Consider the following 18,925-nt stretch of genomic DNA (forward strand, 5'->3'; position numbering starts at 1 on the left):
ATCCGTCCGTACGCACCGCAGGAGGTCGACCGTGCTCGATTCGCGCTGTTCCGCAACGGGTTCCGAGGCGTTCGGATGACCGGCACCGGGGAGGTCGACTTCCTCTGCGTCGGCGGTGGGCTCGGCGGTCTCGCCGCCGCGCTGCGGGCCGCCGACCTCGGCGCCGAGGTCCTCGTGGCCGAACGATCCGACGTGGTCGGCGGAGTCGCGGCGTACAGCGGGGGTTTCGCGTGGGTGGGCGGGGATCCGCTGACGCCGGAACCGGTTGACGCCCTGGAGTCCGTCGAGTCCTACTTGGACCACGTCCAGGGCGAACGTCCGGTGGATCGGGAAGCCCGCCGCGCGTACCTGCACGACGCGCGGGAGGCGACCGCGTGGTTCGCCGCGGCCGGTGTTCCGTTCCGGGTGATCCCGGGCGCGCCGGACCTCTACCACCCGGCTCCCGGATCGACCGCCGGAGGACGGCTGCTCGAATGCGTCGTCGACGGCCGGGACCTCGGCGCGTGGCGCCCGCACCTGCGGCAGGGGCCGTACTACGACATCGGTGTGAGCCGCACCGAGTCGTACTCGGCCGCCCGGGAGGAGGTGGCCGACGATCGCCTGACGCACGGCATGGGCCTCGTCGGCGCCTTCGCGCGGGAGGCGCTCGTGCGTCGCGGGGTGGAGTGCCTGCTCGAACGCAGGGTGCGCGAGCTCCTGGTCGAGGGCGGGGACGTCGTCGGCGCGGTGCTGGACGGGCCGACCGGGCGAACCCGGGTCCGGACCCGTCGCGGGGTGCTGATCGCCGCAGGCGGCTACGGCGGTTCACCGCACGCGGCGGAGCTGGAGGACGTACCGGCGCTGGTCGAGAGCGCCCCGCCCGTCGTCGACGGCGACTCGATCGCGCTCGCGGAACGAGCAGGTGCGGGACTGGTTCGCGGCGCCGACCCCTTCTTCAGCGTCGGGTACGGGTTCCCCGGGGAGGTCCACCCCGGCACCGACGTCGCCCTCGTGCGGCCCCTGCTGACGCACCTCGGCCTTCCCCATTCCCTGATCGTCAACCGCGACGGGCGCAGGTTCGGCGACGAGAGCTACTACGGCGCGTTGATCAGCGCGCTGCGCCGATTCGACACCCGCCTTCGCCGGTGGTCGAACGTGCCGTGCTGGTTCGTCGTCGACGACGAGTTCCGCGCGCGCTACCGGCTGGGGCCGTACGCGGCGGGGGAGCGCTGGCCCGACTCGATCCCCCGGGCGGACAGCATCACCGGGTTGGCCGCGGCGGTGGGCATCGACCCCGAAGGGCTGCGGGCGACCGTCGCCGAGTTCAACCGCGCGGCCGATCGCGGTGAGGACCCCGAGTTCGAGCGGGGGACCCGGCCGTTCGTGCGGCGGACCTACGGCGACGCTGAGCACGGGCCGAACCCGTGCCTGGGCGCCGTGCGGACCCCGCCGTTCTACGCCCTCGAACTGTCCCTGGTCGGGTTCGGCATGGGCACGCTCGGGCTGTGGATCGACCGGGACGCCCGCGTGCTCCGGCGCGACGGGTCCCCGATCGGCGGCCTCTACGCCACGGGCAACGCCGCCGCGACCCGCGAGCTGCGCGGCTACGTGACGGGGCTCGCCAACGCCCGCAACTACACCTACGCCTACCGAGCGGCCGGGCACGCCTGCGGCCGCAGCCGAGACACGACCCCCTGAGGAGTTCCGATGCCGATGCGCAGCCCGTACCCGGACGTCGACGTGCCCGACGTGTCGTTGACCGAGTTCCTGTTCGGAGCCGATGTCGGGAACCACGCCGGAGCGACCGCGCTCGTGGACGGGACCACCGGCGACGCGATGACTTTCGGGCGGTTGCACGCCGCCGTGGAGGACGTCGCGGCGGGGCTGCACGCCCGGGGAGTCCGGACAGGCGACGTGATCGGGCTGGTCGGATCGAACTCGCCCCGATGGGTGCTGGCCTTCGCTTGACCTGTTACTCGGCGCTCAGGTGTCCGAAGCGCGGGTGCAGCCCCCGCGATGGCGCGCATCGAGTCGCCCTCGAATTCCTTGCGAACGATCAGATAGTCCGGAATCTCGCTGTAGTTGACCTTTTTGGCTTGTGTTCCCCTGGGCAACACGTAGTCGGGCAGCAAAAGCCACCCGACATCGGCTCGGGTGGCTTGGGTGTTGGGCGATCAGCGCCACTTCTCACAGCTGATATTAGTGAATTGCCCGGAGGCCCACTGTTCGTCGACCACGCCTCCCCCGCGTACGATGCGGCACCCGACCTCGCCGGTGGTGTTGCCCGCACCGTTGATGTAGTCATCCACACTGGGCATGGCCGTTACCCCCACGCGCACGTGGCCCTCCGGCAGGGCTTGACGGTGCGGGAGCGCCACGGTGTTCGATACGTAAACTCCGGTCATGGTCGATACCGTGGCCTCGCTACGGCTCCCCCAGACCTCCAGGTAGGCGGGTGCACCGGGGTCTATCGATACCTGGCCTGGGGGCCCGCACCCGGCCAGCGCGAGCGTGCTGCCGAACGCGGCCAGGCTCAGCGCTGAGAGGGTTGTCTTACGGCGCATGGGATTCCTTTCTCGTGGGTTGAGTGTGCGTGCCGGTGGGCGATTGACCACGGGCCTTTCGACCCTGGTCACATGTTTCCCCTCGGGTAACACCTAGTTGGGCCGCAAAACGACACCGGAATCGGCTCGGATGGTGTGGGTATTAAGTGATCAGCGCTGACGCTTGACCTCGCTGCGCTTGATCCTTCCACTGAAGGTGACGCGCACGGTCGGCATCGCGTCGTCGGGCATCCCGGCCACTTTCTACGGCATGACGGTGCTGATGAACCACAGCCTGCGCACCCGCGCGCCCCTGATCACGATGTCGCGATTCGACCTGGCCGAGATGTTGCGCCTGGTGGACGACCACCGCGTGCGCAAGCTCTGCGCGAGGCCGAGCTCAGCGAGACCGCCACAGTTCGTCCCGATGAACTTCGGCAACGGAGTCAGGCGATCTCGGTCAACGAGGCCAGTTCAGGGAGGTAGCTTGCCGAACTTGCCGAGCGGTTCAGCGGGACGTGGAGTCAGCCGCGGCCCGGACGCCGCGTCGGGAAGAGCTCGTCGAGCTGGATGCCCGCGGACAGCCCGAAGAGCAGGCGCAGCCGTGCCTTCGGTGCGGAAAGCGTGCTCGCGAAGTGCAATCCGGATCGGCGGAGGTCCACTTCGGATCCCGCGCCGCTGTACGTCTCGCGCAGCAGTGCGCCGTCGGGACAACGACTGGTGATGACGACGGGAGTGCCCGCCCGGGCGAGCCGAACCAGTGCTGCGCCCAGGGACGGCGAGACGTGTCCGGCGCCGAGGGCGGCGACCACGACGCCGTCGGCGGTGCCCGGGTCGGACGTCAGGGCGTCGGCAGCGGAGCCGTCGACGCCGGTCGCCGCGTGGACGAGGGCGATCCGCGCGGTCGGCGGGTTCGACCGGGGCAGGCGGTCGGTTCCCGGCGCGGGCCCCAGGAGCAGTTCGACCTCGTCCTCCGCGACGAAGCCGACGGGGCCCGCCGCGGGGGAGGCGAACGCGGCGACGCGGGCGCTGTGCATCTTGGTCACGAGCCTGGCGACGTGCACCTCGTCCTGGAAGACCACGACCGGCCCGTACGGCGCGAGCGAGGGGTCGGCCGCGGCGACGAGGGCCGCGCGCACGTTCGCCGGACCGTCGGGCCCGGAGTGGTGCGGCGAGCGCATCGCGCCCGTGATCACCACGGGAACCCTCGGTTCGACGAGCAGCGCCAGCGCGTAGGCGGTCTCCTCCAGCGTGTCCGTGCCGTGGGTGATGACGACGCCGTCGCGGCCCGCCGCGATCTCCTCGTCGACCGCGGTCGCGAGCGTCCAGAGGTCGTCGGCCGTCAGCTGCCGCGAGGACCGGCCGAGGACGTCGCGCGGTACGACCTCGATCCGCTCGGGGAGGCCGGGCGCGGGAGGCGTCAGCGCGGCGACGCCGACGTGGTCCTGGTTCCCGGTCGTGGGCGGTGCCACGGCGATGGTGCCGCCGGTCGCGAGCAGGCCGATCGAGCGGGTGGTCTCCGGCGAACCCATCAGGACTGGGCGTCGGGGTTGCCGAGCTCCGCGGACATGCGAGCGGCGGCCCGCAGCGCCGCGCCCGTGAGCCGCTCGCGCACTTCGGCGTCGGCCACGCGCGAACCCGGTGCGGTGATCGTGACGCTCGACAGCACGTGGTCGTCGCCGTCGCGGATCGGCACCGACACGGCCCACGCGTCCGGGTCGAGCTCGTTCTCGCACACCGCGTAGCCCTTCTCGCGGACCTGCTTGAGCACGTGCATCACGTCATCGACGTGATGCGGCGTTCCAGCGGTGTACTCGGTGAGATCGGCTTGTTCGAGCAGGGCTCGCACCATCTCCTCGTCGAGGTGGGCGAGTATCGCGCGGCTCGACGCGGCGGCGTGCAGCGGCATCTCCTGCCCGATGCGGACGAACAGCCGCAGCGCGTGCTCGGCCTCCACGATGGACACGCAGACCGGGGCGTCGCCGATGAGCTCGGTGAGGAACACGGTCTCGCCGGTCTCGTCGGCGGCTTCGGCGAGCGCCGCGGGCGGCTTGACGAGGCGGGCGCCGTGCGAGCCACCGCGGCCGGCGAGCGCCCGGGCGGCGCGGCCGACGAAATACCGCTTGGTGACGGGGGAGCGGCGGAGGTAGTCGGCCTGGTCGAGCGTGGTGAGGATGCGGTGCAGGCTGCCGAGCGGGATGTCGAGCTCGTCGTGCAGCTCTTGCAGGGTCAGGCCGGACCGCGCCGCACCGACCGCGTTGAGCACCTCCACGCTGCGAACGATGACCTCGAGTGGGCGTGCGGTGGTCATCGGCGTGCTCTCCTCCCGTGCTCGTCGTGCGTCGTCGGCAACCCTAGCTGAGCCGCGACCGGGGTTGACAACGTCGCGAACGGTCGTTCAAGCTCAGCCTAACCGAACTGGAAACATCTTTCCAATCTGAGTGTCGGTGCGGTGGCGGGCGGAACTCGGCCGCCGGGAAGGAAGGCATGCCGCGGATCCTGACCGACCACGACGTCGACGCGCTGCTGCCGCCTCCGCGAGCGCTCGCGGACGTGCGCACCGCGTTCGAGCTGCTCGGCGCAGGGGAGGCGTGGGACGAACCGCGCCGCCGCAGCACCGGCGGGAACGTCACGCTCAACGTCATGTCCGCGATCGCGCCGACGCTCGACGCGGTGGCCGTGAAGTCGTACCCGGTGGTGCGCACCGGCACGAATCGCGCGAGCGCGATCGCCGTGGTCGTCTACACCTGCGAGACGGGTGAGCTGCGCGGTCTCGTCCGGGCCGACCTGCTGGGCAGGCGGCGCACCGCGGCGGCCTCCGCCCTCGCGACCGAGCTGATGGCGCGGCCGGACAGCGAGACGGTTTGCCTGCTGGGAACCGGTTTTCAGGCACCGGCGCAGGTGAGCGCGCTCGTCGACGTGCTGCCGAAGCTGCGCCGAGTGCTGGTCGTCGGACGCGATGCGACGCGGGCAGCCGCCACCGCGGACGGGCTGCGGCGGGCGCATCCCCGGCTGGACGTCGAAGCCGGGACGAGCCCGGAGCGCGCGGTGCCGCGCGCCGACGTCGTGATCACCGCGACGGGCGCGGCCGAGCCGCTCTTCGACGGCGGACTGCTGCGCGCGGGCACGCACGTCAACGCCGTCGGCAGCAATCACGCCGCACGCAGGGAGCTCGACCGGTCGGTGTTCGAGCGGGCGGCGCACGTCGCCGTCGACTCGGCGGCGGTCGCCGCGCTCGAATGCGGAGACCTGCTCGCGAATGGGCTCGATCCCGCCGCGGCTACCGAGTTCGCCGACATCGTCGCGGGCCGGGTTCCCGGCAGGGGAGACGGGGACGACATCACGGTCTTCGAATCGCACGGGCTCGCCATCCAGGACCTGGTGTGCGCGGTCGGCGTGCTCGACGGAGCGCGGCAACCGGGCGCAGCCGCGGAAGTCCCAGGAGAATCAGGAGAAGACGCATGAGGTTGCACATCACGGGTGGTCGGCTGGTCACCCCGGCAGGCGCGCTCGACGCGGACCTGCTGTGCGTGGACGGGAAGATCGCGGCGATCCTCGATCGCGGCGCCGAGGTCGAGGCCGACGAGCGGTACGACGCCGAGGGCAAGCTCGTGTTCCCCGGGTTCATCGACCCGCACGTGCACTCCCGCGACCCCGGGGCGAGCCACAAGGAGGACTTCGACCACTCGACGCGCGGTGCGCTCGTCGGTGGCGTGACCACCGTGCTGGAGATGCCGAACGCGATCCCGCCGGTCGACTCCGCGGAGGTGTTCCAGGAGCGTCGTCGGCAGCACGAACAGCACGCGTGGACGGACTTCGGGCTGTGGGGCCTCGCGCTGGGCGAGACGAACATCGACCAGATCGGCCCGCTGTTCGAGGCCGGCGCGGTCGCGGTGAAGCTGTTCTGGGGTTACGCGCTGCACAAGGAGACGCGTTCGCTGGTCTACAACGTCGGCGACGAGAAGCCCGAGAACCTGCTGCCGCCACCGCCGAACGGCCAGGTGCTGCAGCTGTTCGCCGAGGTCGCCAAGCACGGTGGTGTGCTGGCGGCGCACTGCGAGGACAAGGACGTTCTCGCGACCAGCCAGCAGGCGCTCGGCCACCCCATCGAGTCCTACGAGGACCTCCTCGCCGCGCGGCCCGCGGTCGCCGAGGCCACGACGATCTCCATCGCCTCGCAGTTCGCGAAAGCCACCGGCTGCCGGTTCCACGTCGTGCACCTCGCGTCGGAGATGGGCCTCGACGCCGTGCGCACGGCGCAGCGCAACGGCGTGTCGGTCAGCGCGGAGACCTGCCCGCAGTACCTGACGCTGACCGACGCCGACTACCCGAAGGTCGGCCCGGTGATGAAGGTGTACCCGCCGGTGCGCCGGAAGGGCGACCAGGACGCGCTGTGGGAGGGCTTCAACGACGGCGCCATCTCGTCGGTCGGCTCGGACCACGCGCCGCACACCGTCGAGGAGAAGGCGCGCGGATTCGAAACCCAGCCCGCGGGCGCGGTCGGCTGCGAGACCTTCGGCCCCGTGCTGCTGGACGCGTTGGCGCGCGGCAGGACGACCGCGGAACGGCTCGCGGCGGTGGCCTCGACGGACACCGCGAAGTTCTACGGGCTCTACCCGCGCAAGGGCGTCATCCGGCCGGGCAGCGACGCCGACCTGGTCATCGTCGACCCGGAACTGCGCCGGACGGTGCGCAACGACGAGCTGATCGCGAAGCAGCCGGTGAGCCCGTGGAACGGCTTCGAGCTGGTCGGCGGCCCCGTCGCAACGGTGCTGGGCGGCCAGGTCGTCGTGCGCGATCGGGAGATCGTCGCCGAGCGGCGCGGCCGCTTCGTCGCAGCCGACCACTCCGCGCACCGCGCCGATCGGCAGACGGCATGAGCTCCGTCGAGGAACTCACCTCGGGCGTGCGCGCGGCGATCGAGCAGGCGTGCGCACTCGCGCGGGAACCCCTGTCCGACGACGTGCGCCGGCACGCGGCGCACGTCGTCGCCGACACGGTCGGCGTGAGCATCGCCGGTGGTCGGACCGCCGAGATGACGCGCCTGCGCGGAGCCGACGACGAGCTCGGCGGGCCCCCACCGGCGGGTGGCTCGACCGTGCTGGCCGCGGGCGCCGAGCTCGCGTCGGCCGAGCACGCCGCGTTCCACAACGCGACCGCGGGCGGTTTCCTCGAACTCGACGAGGGAACCCGTCCCACGGGCCACCCGGGCATGCACCTGGTGCCCGCGGCGCTCGCCGTGGCCGAGGCGACCCACCGGTCCGGGGCGGCGCTGCTCGGCGCGGTCGTCGCGGGCTACGAGGTGAGTTCCAGGCTGCTCGCGGTGTTCCGGCTGCGACCACCGACGCATCCGCACGGCCACCTCGCCGGGATCGGTGGTGCCGTGGCGGTGGCGCTGCTGCTCGACGAGGACCCGCTGGCGGCCGCGGCGATCGCGGCGACGACGCCGGTCGTGCCCGTCTGGAACGCCTGCTACGTCGGCGCGACCGCCCGCAACACGGCGATGGGGTTGGCCGCGCAGACGGCCGTGCGCTCGATCCGGTTGCTGCGCGCGGGTTTCACCGGTTCGATCGAATCGATCCCCGCGCTGTTCGGGGGGCTGACCGGCCAGCCGGTGGACGATGCGGCGTTGCGGGAGCCGGTGGAGCACGCGCGGCCGCGGATCCTGCGCAACTACTTCAAGCGGCACAGCGCGTGCGCGCTGACGCACGGCGCGATCGACGCCGTGCTGTCGTTGCCGGCGGTACCCGTGACGGACATCGAGTCGGTCGAGATCCACACCGTCGGCAACAACCTCAAGCTGGACAGGCAACCGGCTCCGAACGACCTGTCGGCGCGGTTCTCGTTGCCCTACGCGGTCGCGGCGGCGCTGACGCATCGCGCGTCGACGGTCGAGACCTTCGACTACGACCCCGATGTGGCGGGGCTGGCCGCGAAGGTCGCGGTCAGCGCGAAGCCGGAGTTCGACCGGCGCTGGCCCGACCACGCGCCGACGGAGGTCGTCGTCCGCACCTCGGCCGGGACGTTGTCGGCGGTGGTGGACGACCCGCGCGGGCACCATCACGACCCGCTGTCGTCCGACGAGCTGCGCGCGAAGTTCGTCGGTCTCGTCGGTGGCGCGCAGGTCGATGAGACCGCGCTGTGGCAGCGGATTCTCGCGCTCCCCAATGTCGACGACTGCTCCGAGGTGCTCCGTCCGCTGCGCGCGGTGTCACCCGTGTAGCGGGCGTGTTACCGCCTCGCGCGAGCTCTTGACAGCCGTGGTGTGCCGGGGAGAAGCTCCCGTTCTCGTAGTGAAAAGAGGTTTCCACTTTGAAGACGACAGCATTCGTCGACGAGACGCGGAGCCCGGCGACCACGGGCGTCCCACCGGTGGACCTGAGCGTCGGGCTCGGCGACCTCGCGCTGGCGAACCCGGTGATGCCGGCCTCCGGCTGCTTCGGTCCCGAACTCGACGGCCTCACGCGGGTCGAGGAGCTCGGTGCCGTCGTCACGAAGACCGTCTTCGCGCACGCCAGGCCGGGAAACCCGACCCACCGGATCACCGAGCTGCCGCACGGGATGCTCAACAGCGTCGGCATTCCGAGCGCCGGTGTGGTGCCGTTCCGCGAGGCGGGGCTCGGCGGGTACGCGGGGCTCGGCGTGCCGGTGGTGGTGAGCGTCGGCGGACTGTCCGCGCAGGAGTACTGGGACGTCGTCGACGAGCTGTCGGAGTCGCCGCACGCCGCGTTCGAGGTGAACGTCTCCTGCCCCAATCTCGAACGCGGAGGCGCGACGCTCGACACCGACCCCCGTGCGATGGGCGAGGTCGTGGCCGGAGTGGTCGCGCGCAGCGCGAAACCCGTGTTCGTCAAGCTGAGCCCGCAGCTGCAGACGATCGGTGACGCGGTGCGAGCGGCCCGCGACGCCGGCGCGACCGCCGTGACGGTGTGCAACAGCTTCCCCGGCATGGCCGTCGACGCCCGGCAGCGGAGTTCCGCGCTGGGCAACGAGACCGGTGGCGTGTCGGGCCCGATCGTCAAGCCGCTCGCGCTGCGGCTCGTGTGGCTCGCCGCGCGCGCCGCCGACATCCCCGTCATCGGGTGCGGGGGGATCCGATCGGCGAGCGACGTCGCGGAGTTCCTCGTCGCGGGGGCCACCGCCGTCCAGATCGGAACCGCCACGTTCGCGCGGCCCCACCTGATGGCCCAGATCGTCGAGGAGCTCCCGGCGCTGGCTGCGCGGCTCGGTGTCGCCTGCCTCGCGGAACTCATCGGCACCCTCTCCACTCAATCGGAGGACCAGCGATGACCGAAGACGACGAGCAGAGAATGAGAGCGGCCGAAGAGGTTTCCGCCGTCGGCGCGGAGGACGGACAGCCGCAGGAGGTCACCCCGTACGGCAAGAAGGCGGTCTTCGGCGCCACGGTCGGCTACGCGATGGACGGCTACGATCTCCAGATCCTCGGCTTCGCCCTGCCCGCGATCACCGCGAGCCTCGGGCTCACCGATACCGAGGGCGGACTGCTCGCCACGATCACCCTGATCGGCACGGTGACGGGCGCGATGTTCTTCGGCGCGCTCGCCGACCGCTTCGGCCGGGTGCGCGTCCTGACCTACTCGATCCTGCTGTTCGCGATCTTCACCGGGCTCACGGCGCTGTCGCAGGGATTCGTGGAGCTCGCGGTGTTCCGGTTCATCGCGGGCATGGGCATCGGCGGCGAGTTCGGCATCGGCATGGCGCTGGCCGCGGAAGCGTTCCCCGCCCTCAAGCGCGCACGTGCGACGTCGTGGGTCGGCGTCGGTTTCCAGCTCGGCGTCCTGCTCGCGGCGCTCATCTCGGCACCGGTGATCGCGTGGTGGGGCTGGCAGGGGCTGTTCGTGATCGGTGTCTTCCCCGCGCTCGTCGCGATCGCGCTGCGCATGCGGCTGGAGGAGCCGGAGGCGTTCGTCCGGTCCCGCGCGAGGGTCGAGGCGGGCGAGAAGCAGGAGAACCCGTACCGGCTGCTCGTCGCCGACGCGAGGACGATCCGCACGAGCCTCGGCATCGTGATCATCTGCTCGGTGCAGAACTTCGGCTACTACGGCATTCTCACGTGGCTGCCGACGTACCTCACCAAGCAGCTGGGGCTGAGCACCACCAACTCCGGGCTCTGGACGGCCGCCACCGTGATCGGCATGATCTCCGGGATCATGATCTTCGGCCAGCTGGCCGACCGGATCGGCCGCCGCCGCTCGTTCTGGATCTTCCAGGCCGGCGCGTTCATCTCGCTGTTCGCCTACAGCCAGCTCACCTCGCCGATGGCCGTGCTCATCGGCGGTGCCGTGATGGGCGTGTTCGCCAACGGCATGCTCGGCGGCTACGGAGCGATCATCGCCGAGAACTACCCGACCGCGGCACGGGCGACGGCCCAGAACGTCCTCTTCGGAATCGGACGTGGTGTCGGCGGGTTCGCTCCTCTGGTCGTGGCGCTCGTCGCCGGTTGGCAGGGGTTCGGCGCGGCGCTGGGCTTCCTCGCGCTGATCTACATCGTCGACATGGTGGCGATGCTGCTCATCCCGGAACGCGGTGGCAAGCGGCTCGACGGCGCGGTCGCGTGACGGCGCGGACGCGTTGCGGGCTGACCGTTTCCGACGCACGACTGCTGGAAAGCGAGGAATAGTGCCGAACACGACGACACCGACGTCCGCGCTGCGCGCGCTCGGCGTCGACGCGGACACCTACGGTCCGACGGTCAACACCGGAGTCTCACCGCGCTACGTCGAGGTGCTCGGACGCGCCTTGGCGGAGGAGCTGCGCGCGTCGAACGCCGAAACGCTGGTCATCTGGAGCACGCCCGATGAGGCGGTGCTGGCCCACGCGGTCGCGCTGCAGCTCGGTGCGACCGTCCGGAGGGCGTCCGAAGTGGAGGGAATCCTGACGCTCGACGAACCGATCGCGGAGGGCCGGCGCGCCGCGCTCGTCGCGACCCGGTGGGAAGGTCGCTGGCTGGCGAAGCTGCGCGAGTTCGTCATCGGCAGCGGTGGCGAGCTCGTGGCGGCCGCGGCCGTCGTCGGTTCCGAGGCGCTCGACGACGTCACCGGCCTCCCCACGGCGGCGCTCGTGCCGGCGCACGAGGCGGAGGAACTGCGCCGATGACGTCTCTCCGCGCGGACGGCGGGCGGTTGCGCGACCTGCTCGACGGGTTCGCGGCGCTCTCCGAGAACGACTGCGGGCCGGGCGTGACCAGGCTGGCCTACACGGCGCTCGAACGTCGTGCCCATGCGCTCTTCTCCGAGACGATGTCCGCGCTCGGCCTGAGCACGTGGGTCGACGCGGCGGGCAACACGCTCGCGGAACGGCCGGGCACCGGTGCCGGCCTCCCGGCGATCGGCACCGGGTCGCATCTGGACAGCGTCCCCAACGCGGGCTCCTACGACGGGATCGTCGGGGTGTGCGCGGCGATGGAAGTGGCGCGGCTGCTGGTCGAGCACGACATCGCGCACCGGCACCCGCTGCGGTTCGTCGTGTTCGCGGCCGAGGAGGGCGCGCGCTTCGGTCAGGCGTGCACCGGCAGCAGGATCGCGGCCGGACTCACCGGTTCCGACGACCTGCCGTCGAAGGTGGACGCCGACGGCGTCACGCTCGCCGACGCGATGGCCGGTGTCGGCCTCGACCCGTCGACTGTCGAGGACGCGCGGTGGGAACCGGCCGACTGGGCCGCTTTCGTGGAACTCCACATCGAGCAGGGCAGCGTCCTGGAGACCGAGGGGGTCCGGCTGGGCGTCGTGGATTCGATCTCCGGAAGCACGAGGCTGCGGCTGGACCTCCGCGGCCGCGCGACGCACAGCGGAGGTACGCCGATGCACCTGCGCGCTGACGCGATGGCCGCGGCGGCCGAGATCGTGCTCGCCGTCGAGACGCTGGGCCAGGACGAGAGCAACGTCGGGACCAGGACGACCGTTGGCAGGCTCGACGTCGCACCGGGTTCGATGACGACGATCGCGGGCAGCGCCTCGCTGTGGGTCGACGTTCGGGGAACCGACGCGGGACGGCAGCGCGACACCGCCGCCGAGATCGTGCGACGGGCGAAGCGGATCTGCGACGAGCGGGGGATCGGGTACTGCCACGAGCAGCTCGCCGACACCCCACCGGTGGAACTGCGCGCGGGCATCCGCGACGAGCTCGCCGCGTCGTGCCGAGCTGTCGGGGTCGAACCCCGGGTGCTGACCAGCGGCGCCAGTCACGACGCGCAGCAGGTCGACCGGGTGGCTCCGGCGGGCATGCTCTTCGTGCCGAGCGAGGCGGGCATCAGCCACGACCCGGCGGAGCGCACCGACATCGACGACATCGCGCTCGGCACGACGGCGCTGGCCGCCGGGCTGCTGCGCCTGGACGGGAGCCTGCCGTGATCGCACCCGCTGAGCTGAACGTCCTCGGCGGTGAGCTGCCGACGCCGGTGTCCGAGCGCGCGCCGGTGCTCACCAACCGGGCGCTGTCCGACCGGTACCGGGTGCTGCGGCTCCGGTCCGAGACGATCGCGCACCGCGCGCGGGCGGGGCAGTTCGCGATGGTCGCGCCGGACGCGCGACCGGGCACGGTGCTGCCGCGGCCGATGGCGATCTACGCGCGGGACGCCGAGCGAGGAGTCGTGGAGATCGTGTACGGCGTCGTCGGCGACGGCACGAGGTCGCTGGCCGCCGTCGTCGCGGGCGAGCACGTCGTCGTGACCGGACCGCTGGGGCACGGGTTCACCATCACCGACGAGGCGCGGCACGTCCTGCTCATCGGGCGCGGTGTGGGAACGTGCGCGATGACGAGCGTCGCGCAGGACCTCGCCGGGACGTCGGTGCGCGTGTCGGCCGTGCTCAGCGGTCGCGACCGCACTGCGGTGCTCGGCGAGGACGTCCTCCGCCGTTGCGGGGCCGAGCTGCTCCTCGTGACCGACGCGGAGGGCACCAGCCGGGTTTCCGCCGTGCGCGAGCGCCTGCACCGCGCGTTCGACGACGACCCGCCGCAGCTGGTTCTGACCAGCGGGTCCGAGCGCCTGACCCGGTTGGCCGCGCAGCTCGCCGCGCGATGGCGCGCCGACGCGCAGGTCTCGATCGAGGCGCACATGGCCTGCGGGCTCGGCTACTGCCACGGCTGCGCCGCCGGAGACGGCGACGGCATCCGCGAGGCGCCGCTGGTCTGCCGCGACGGCCCGGTGTTCGGAATCGGCGCTGATCCCGACCCGAGGCCGTGAAAGCAGTCGAGGCGCGCCGCCCCCGCCCGGCGGGGCAGCGGGTCATGGCGCGGTGTCGACCTGGTCGAGGTGGCGGAGGGTGGTGGCGATGATCTGCTGCTGGGCGTGCTCGCGGGTCGTGCCGGGCCGGCCGTCGCCGCGTTGCGGGCCGTAGTCGCCGAAGTGGGCGTGAACGGCGCCGGGGACGGGCACGAACTCCGTGTCCGGCGGCAGGGGTGCGTCCAGCACGTCTGGCGTGCGGGAGAGCGCGTCGTGGGTGCCGTAGATCGAGGTGACGGTGAGGTCGCGGCGGTCGCGGAGGCTGATGTCGGGATAGCTCGCCCACAGCAGCAGACCGCGGACCTCGGCGGGGTGGTGGGTGGCCAGCCGCGCTGCGGTGGGGCCGCCGAGGGAGTGCCCGGCGGCGACCCAGCGGCGTGGTGGTCCGGCGCGGGTGAAGAGGTGCCGGCCTTGCTGCGGTTGGAGGATCGCCATCCCGAACGGAGCTTTGAGCACCACCACGAGGTAGCCGGCCTCGGCCACCGGGCGCAGCAGGGGCAGGTAGGCGCGGGAGTCGACGCGTGCTCCCGGGTGGAACACCAGACCTGTTGCGCGGACGGGAGTTCGAGCTGGGCGCAGTTCGATCTCGGTGGGCCGGTCGACGACGGTGACGTCCGGCCCGGACCGCATCGCGTCGCGCGCCCGAGGCGTGGCGGCGAGGGGTTGTGCGTAGAGCAGGACCGCGCAAACGACCGCGGCGAGCAGCGCAGCCAGCGGTCGGGTGATCCACCGGCGCATGACGGGAAACCTCCAACGGTGCGGCCGCGCTCGGGTGACGGTGGCACCGCGAGGTGGCGGGCCGCGTACTCTCGGCGGCATGAGGACGAGGGCGGGACGTGGCGGGAACTGGTTCCTGAGCGCGCTGTCGCTGATCGTGCTGGGGGTGGTGATCGGGATCGCGATCACCGGCTGGGAACCGATCAGCGCGATGCACCCGGCCTACGGGATCACCTTGGCCGTGGCGGGAGCCGCGGCCGTCGTGGGCCTGGCTTCGGCCGGGTGGTCCCGGCGCCGCCGCTGATCGTGGTCGCCGATCGTTCGGTGATCTGCTACGGCGGTGGGTCAGCACGATCACGACACGACTCCATCCTCGACACCACCGGCGACGTCAGCACGCCGATTATCCCCATCGGACCCGAGCTCACCGGAGTCGGAGCGCCGAGGATCGACGACCGCGACCCTCATGAGCACCGCTCGCGGCGAGCGAGAAGAACTTTCGCATTTCCGCCGTGCCGGCGTCCGCTCACTGTGGTTGCGACGGGTCGACCACCGGATTGACACTGCTCGACAGGTCGAAGTGGACGATCGCGCAGGTAACCGGGATGGCGAGGTTGCGGAGGGAACCATGGCGCGCGCTCCAGGTGAAGAGCACGCCCGGGTAGCCGGGACGGGGAGGTTGACGGGAGGGGCGCTGGTGGCCGGCGCCTCGGTCGTCGCGGCGCTGGGCGGTCTGCTGTTCGGTTACGACACGGGTGTCGTCGCAGCAGCGCTGCCCTACATCAGCGACGCGTTCGCGCTCGGCGAGACGATGAAGCAGGTGGTGACCGCGGCGCTGCTGGCAGGTGCCGTCGTCGGTGTGATCGTCGGTGGCAAGGTCGCGGATCGGTTGGGCCGCAAGCGGACGCTGACCGGCGTCACCGTCCTGTACGCACTGGCGACGCTGGGATCAGCGGTGGCTCCCGGTGCCGGATGGCTCATCGTTTCGCGCGTGTTCCTGGGCGTGGCGATCGGCATCTCCTCACTGGTCGTGCCGACCTACATCGCCGAGCTCGCGCCGCCGCGCAACCGGGGCAGGCTCGTGTCGCTCCACCAGTTCATGGTGACCGTCGGGATCTTGATGGCCTACCTGGTCGGCTACGGGCTGTCCGAGTCCGCTTCGTGGCGTTGGATGATCGGGGTGGGCGTGCTGCCCGCGGTGCTGATGGCCGTGGGGCTGCTGGGCCTGCCGGAATCCCCTCGCTGGTTGCTCTCGCACGGGAAGGAGGCCGAAGCGCGGGGTGTCCTCGTGCGAACCCGGCGAGCGGACGAGGTCGAGGCGGAGATCGCGGAGATCCGGGAGGCGGTTCGCGCGGAGGGACGAATCACCTACCGCGAGCTGCTCGGTCCGCGCTACCGCCGGTGGGTTTCGGTCGGTGTCGTCGCGGCGGGGGCGAGCCAGGTCGTCGGTGTGAACGCGATCATCTACTACGTGCCGACCATCTTGGAGGACGAGGGGTTCGGCAAGACCGCGGCGATCGGCGTTTCGGTGGCGATCGGGGTGGTGAACGTGCTGTTCACCCTGCCCGCGCTGCTCTGGATCGACCGGGCGGGCCGCCGCCCCTGGATCCTGGGCGGTACGGCGGTCATCGTGCTCGCGCTCGTGGCGATCGGGGTCGTGTTCCTGTTCCCGCTGCAGGGCGCGACCGTGAGCTGGCTGATCGTCGTGCTCATGATCTACGAGTCGGCGTTCGCGTGCAGCCTCGGCATCGCGATCTGGTTGGTCAACAGCGAGATCTTCCCCAACAACGTTCGAGGTCAGGCGGCATCGTTCGGAATCGTCACCCACTGGGCGATGAACCTCGTCGTGTCGCTGACAGTCCTCACCCTGATATCCGCGCTCGGTGCATCGGTGGTGTTCTGGATCTACGCGTTGCTCGGCGCGCTGTGCCTGGGCTACCTCTACCGGTGGCTCCCGGAGACCAAGAACCGCAGCTTGGAGGAGATCGAGGCCAGCCTCACGACCGACCGCGGCGACTCCACCCGCGCGCGCTGATCCACAGGGCCCGGAGTTCGCCGCCGGGAGTCGGCACTTCCCGCGCGGGTGGTTCGTTGATACTGCAGAGCCGGATCGACGAACATCGGAGGAGTTGGCCATGAGCCTCATCGGCACCCTGCTGGGGTACGTCCTGTCGGCGTACCTGCTGCTGCTCATCGCTCGGGTGGTGCTGGATTGGGCTCGGGCCGCGACCGAGGGGCCGCCCTGGGTGAGACGTGCTCGCGCGCTGACCCACGCCGGGACCGAGCCGGTGATCGCGCCGGTGCGTCGGGTGCTGCGGCCGGTGCGCGTCGGAGAGCTCTCGATCGACCTGGCCTTCACCGCCGTGTTCGTGGTCGTCCTGATCCTGCGTTCGGTCGCCTTCAGCCTGTAGTGGCGAGCGACGTCAGGACGGCTGGCAACGGGGGCACCAGACGGTGCTGCGCCCTCCGATCCTGCTCTTCCTCAGCGGTGTCGAACACCGCGGGCACCGGGCGTCGTGCTCGTTGCGGTGCCCGGTCAGCCAGGACGGGCGGTCGGGGACGTGCCCGACGCGCGACGAGCTGCGCAGCACCGAGCCCAGCCGGGCGTGCAACCTCGCCCAGCGGGCCGAGTCGAGGTCGGTGGTCCTCAGCGTCGGAGCCAGCCGTGAGCGCCACAGGATCTCGTCCACGCACAGGTTGCCCAGGCCGGCCACGACCGCCTGGTCCATCAGCGCTGGTTTGATCCGGCGTTCCGTGCGCGTGAGCCGCGCGCGCAGGTCGCGGCGGCTCACCCCGGCGGCGTCGGGGCCGAGGTCGCCGAGCAGGTCCTCGACCTCGGACGCCTCGGTCGCCAACCGCAGCCCGGTCAGCTTGCGCATGTCCCGGTAGCGCAACGCTCCGTCGCGGAACTCGAAGACGACGCGGTCGTGCCGGTGATCGGTTTGCTCCCCCGGTGTCCACACGAAGGCGCCGGTCATGCCGAAATGCGCCAGCAGCTGCGGGTAGCCGGACCGGTTGCGGGTCGGGACCCGAAGCCACTTGCCGCACCTGCTCGGCTCCGCGATCACCTCGCCCCGGAGAGCACGTGCGAACTCGTCCGGCGAGGTGCGCACGACGCCCTCGTCGAGCACCCGCACCGCCGCGACCTCCGAGCCCACGACGTGGTCGCTGACCACGCGGCGAAAACCTTCGACGTCGGGAAGTTCCGGCACGGCCCACCTACGCGTGATCGGTGCCCGGGGTGTGCGGATCGCTTCCCTGGCCGAAGGTCGCCAAGCGCTCGACGAGCGCGGCGTCGTCGGGGTCCAGGGGCATCGGTTGCTCGACGTGCCCGGTGCGGTCTCCGGTGGCGAGCACGCCCAACCAGCCCGCCGCCTCGTCCGGATCGGGGAGCAGCGCGGCGGCGTCGGCTTCCTGCCCGACGCGGTAGCAGCGGCGGTTTCCCTCGGTGAAGCTCCAACCGAGGTACGGCGTCCACTCCACGGTCAGCTCCGGCGCGCCGCTGATCACGATCTCGACGGTCATCCGCTGCCGGTTCAGGCGGGCGGTGTCCAGTTCGATCTCCATCGCCCGGGCGGCCTCGCGCACGTCGTCGAGGTAGCCGGCCATCGCGTCCACCGTGCCGAGACGTCCCTCGGTGCGATCGCGCACGTGCCTGTCCAACGGGTCACCGTTCATCGCCGCGTTCCACCAGCCTTCACGGGCGGGTCACCTCGGTGTTCCCGCCACCCGCCGGTCGCGAAACCCGAAGTGCCGCGGCCCACCGCCGGACGTGCGTCATCCGCTCGCGGTGTCGCCGTAGATGCGCAGGCGGAGTTCGCGGGCTTTGCTCATGTGGTCGCGGGCGAGGTCGTGCGCGCGTTCGGCGTCGCCCCGCTCGATCGCCGCGATGATCGCTTCGTGCTCGCCGATCGCCTCCTCCCAGCGGCCCGGCAGCGCCAGGGTGGTGGCCGGGTAGCGGGTGAGGTGGTTGTTCAGCCGGGTGAGCAGGTCCACGACGGTGCCGTTGTGGCTGGCCGCCCAGATCGCTTCGTGCACCGCCAGGTTCGCCGCGGCCATCTCCGCCGGATCCGATGTCGGCGTCGCCGACATCTCCTTCTGCGCGCGGGAGATCCGCACGAGGTCGAAGTCGGTGCGGCGCTGCGCGGCGGCCGACGCGGCGGTGGCCTCCAGGGAGACGCGCACCTCGTAGATCTCCAGGATCTCCTCGGGGCTGCGGGTGCGCACCCGCATGCCCCGTTGACCGCGTTCGACCAGCCCGTCCTGCTGGAGCCGGCGCAGCGCCTCGCGCACGGGCGTCCGGCTGGTCCCGTAGCGTTCCGCCAGGGCCAGTTCCGCCAGGGCCGCGCCCGGCTCCCAGGTGCCGTCGACGATCTCAGCGCGCAGCCGGTCGTATACCTCGGACAGTTCGTCCCTCCTCGGATCGGGTTCGCTCAGCATACTG

General features: G+C 71.6%; 20 protein-coding genes. 13 read left to right on the forward strand and 7 right to left on the reverse strand.

Going from position 1 to position 18,925, the window contains the following annotated elements; translation table 11 throughout:
- The first annotated feature begins 75 nt into the window (after window positions 1-75).
- A complete protein-coding gene (locus REH65_RS30470; protein ID WP_406690184.1) occupies window positions 76-1,677 on the forward strand; it encodes an FAD-binding protein in 1,602 nt (533 codons plus the stop codon).
- A 9-nt stretch (window positions 1,678-1,686) separates the two neighbouring features.
- On the forward strand, window positions 1,687-1,947 hold the full coding sequence (locus REH65_RS30475; RefSeq protein ID WP_406690185.1) for an AMP-binding protein: 261 nt from the start codon (window positions 1,687-1,689) through the stop codon (window positions 1,945-1,947).
- A 206-nt stretch (window positions 1,948-2,153) separates the two neighbouring features.
- On the opposite strand, the gene REH65_RS30480 is transcribed toward REH65_RS30475, so the two are convergent.
- The 3 genes from REH65_RS30480 to REH65_RS30490 form a co-directional block, all read right to left on the reverse strand.
- Complete coding sequence (locus tag REH65_RS30480; RefSeq protein WP_406690186.1) at window positions 2,154-2,297, reverse strand: hypothetical protein; 144 nt, start codon at window positions 2,295-2,297, stop codon at window positions 2,154-2,156.
- A gap of 749 nt (window positions 2,298-3,046) precedes the next feature.
- Window positions 3,047-4,054 (reverse strand): asparaginase, encoded by a 1,008-nt coding sequence (locus tag REH65_RS30485; RefSeq protein WP_406690187.1) that lies wholly within the window; start codon window positions 4,052-4,054, stop codon window positions 3,047-3,049.
- The gene (locus REH65_RS30490; protein WP_406690188.1) at window positions 4,054-4,833 is read right to left on the reverse strand and encodes an IclR family transcriptional regulator; all 780 of its coding nucleotides are present in this window, start codon (window positions 4,831-4,833) and stop codon (window positions 4,054-4,056) included. Before REH65_RS30490 ends, REH65_RS30485 begins: the two co-directional genes overlap by 1 nt.
- 176 nt (window positions 4,834-5,009) lie before the next feature.
- Between REH65_RS30490 and REH65_RS30495 the strand changes: the two genes are divergently transcribed.
- The 8 genes from REH65_RS30495 to REH65_RS30530 all read left to right on the forward strand — a co-directional run bounded on the left by REH65_RS30495 (window position 5,010) and on the right by REH65_RS30530 (window position 13,725).
- Window positions 5,010-5,987, forward strand: coding sequence for an ornithine cyclodeaminase family protein (locus tag REH65_RS30495; RefSeq protein ID WP_406690189.1), 978 nt, complete (start codon window positions 5,010-5,012; stop codon window positions 5,985-5,987).
- A complete protein-coding gene (locus REH65_RS30500) occupies window positions 5,984-7,402 on the forward strand; it encodes a dihydroorotase (RefSeq protein WP_406690190.1) in 1,419 nt (472 codons plus the stop codon). The genes REH65_RS30495 and REH65_RS30500 overlap by 4 nt, the downstream gene beginning before the upstream one ends.
- Entirely contained in the window at window positions 7,399-8,745 is a 1,347-nt protein-coding gene (locus REH65_RS30505) for an MmgE/PrpD family protein (protein ID WP_406690191.1), read from the forward strand. The genes REH65_RS30500 and REH65_RS30505 overlap by 4 nt, the downstream gene beginning before the upstream one ends.
- Window positions 8,746-8,834: 89 nt before the next feature.
- Window positions 8,835-9,812 (forward strand): dihydroorotate dehydrogenase, encoded by a 978-nt coding sequence (locus REH65_RS30510; protein WP_406690192.1) that lies wholly within the window; start codon window positions 8,835-8,837, stop codon window positions 9,810-9,812.
- Window positions 9,809-11,101, forward strand: coding sequence for an MFS transporter (locus REH65_RS30515; RefSeq protein ID WP_406690193.1), 1,293 nt, complete (start codon window positions 9,809-9,811; stop codon window positions 11,099-11,101). Before REH65_RS30510 ends, REH65_RS30515 begins: the two co-directional genes overlap by 4 nt.
- A gap of 61 nt (window positions 11,102-11,162) precedes the next feature.
- Window positions 11,163-11,639, forward strand: coding sequence for a hypothetical protein (locus REH65_RS30520; protein WP_406690194.1), 477 nt, complete (start codon window positions 11,163-11,165; stop codon window positions 11,637-11,639).
- Window positions 11,636-12,892, forward strand: a complete 1,257-nt coding sequence (locus REH65_RS30525) for a Zn-dependent hydrolase (RefSeq protein ID WP_406690195.1) — start codon at window positions 11,636-11,638, stop codon at window positions 12,890-12,892. The genes REH65_RS30520 and REH65_RS30525 overlap by 4 nt, the downstream gene beginning before the upstream one ends.
- Window positions 12,889-13,725: a dihydroorotate oxidase electron transfer subunit gene (locus REH65_RS30530; protein ID WP_406690196.1), complete on the forward strand. Its 837-nt coding sequence runs from the start codon at window positions 12,889-12,891 to the stop codon at window positions 13,723-13,725. Before REH65_RS30525 ends, REH65_RS30530 begins: the two co-directional genes overlap by 4 nt.
- 42 nt (window positions 13,726-13,767) lie before the next feature.
- Here the strand turns inward: REH65_RS30530 and REH65_RS30535 are convergent, their stop codons facing one another.
- The gene (locus REH65_RS30535) at window positions 13,768-14,502 is read right to left on the reverse strand and encodes an alpha/beta hydrolase (RefSeq protein WP_406690197.1); all 735 of its coding nucleotides are present in this window, start codon (window positions 14,500-14,502) and stop codon (window positions 13,768-13,770) included.
- Between the two features lie 79 nt (window positions 14,503-14,581).
- On the opposite strand from REH65_RS30535, the gene REH65_RS30540 reads away from it, so the two are divergent.
- From REH65_RS30540 to REH65_RS30550, 3 genes are all read left to right on the forward strand, one after another.
- Window positions 14,582-14,785, forward strand: coding sequence for a hypothetical protein (locus tag REH65_RS30540; protein ID WP_406690198.1), 204 nt, complete (start codon window positions 14,582-14,584; stop codon window positions 14,783-14,785).
- A gap of 324 nt (window positions 14,786-15,109) precedes the next feature.
- On the forward strand, window positions 15,110-16,516 hold the full coding sequence (locus REH65_RS30545; RefSeq protein ID WP_406690199.1) for a sugar porter family MFS transporter: 1,407 nt from the start codon (window positions 15,110-15,112) through the stop codon (window positions 16,514-16,516).
- A gap of 100 nt (window positions 16,517-16,616) precedes the next feature.
- Window positions 16,617-16,892, forward strand: a complete 276-nt coding sequence (locus tag REH65_RS30550) for a YggT family protein (RefSeq protein WP_406690200.1) — start codon at window positions 16,617-16,619, stop codon at window positions 16,890-16,892.
- Between the two features lie 12 nt (window positions 16,893-16,904).
- On the opposite strand, the gene REH65_RS30555 is transcribed toward REH65_RS30550, so the two are convergent.
- From REH65_RS30555 to REH65_RS30565, 3 genes are all read right to left on the reverse strand, one after another.
- Window positions 16,905-17,693, reverse strand: coding sequence for an Fpg/Nei family DNA glycosylase (locus REH65_RS30555; RefSeq protein WP_406690201.1), 789 nt, complete (start codon window positions 17,691-17,693; stop codon window positions 16,905-16,907).
- Window positions 17,694-17,700: 7 nt separating this feature from the next.
- Window positions 17,701-18,159, reverse strand: coding sequence for a hypothetical protein (locus REH65_RS30560; RefSeq protein ID WP_406690202.1), 459 nt, complete (start codon window positions 18,157-18,159; stop codon window positions 17,701-17,703).
- 99 nt (window positions 18,160-18,258) lie between these two features.
- A complete protein-coding gene (locus REH65_RS30565) occupies window positions 18,259-18,921 on the reverse strand; it encodes a GntR family transcriptional regulator (RefSeq protein WP_343231411.1) in 663 nt (220 codons plus the stop codon).
- Window positions 18,922-18,925: the final 4 nt, after the last annotated feature.

It is taken from the genome of Saccharopolyspora sp. ID03-671 (assembly GCF_045278815.1).
Classification (GTDB): domain Bacteria; phylum Actinomycetota; class Actinomycetes; order Mycobacteriales; family Pseudonocardiaceae; genus Saccharopolyspora; species Saccharopolyspora ipomoeae.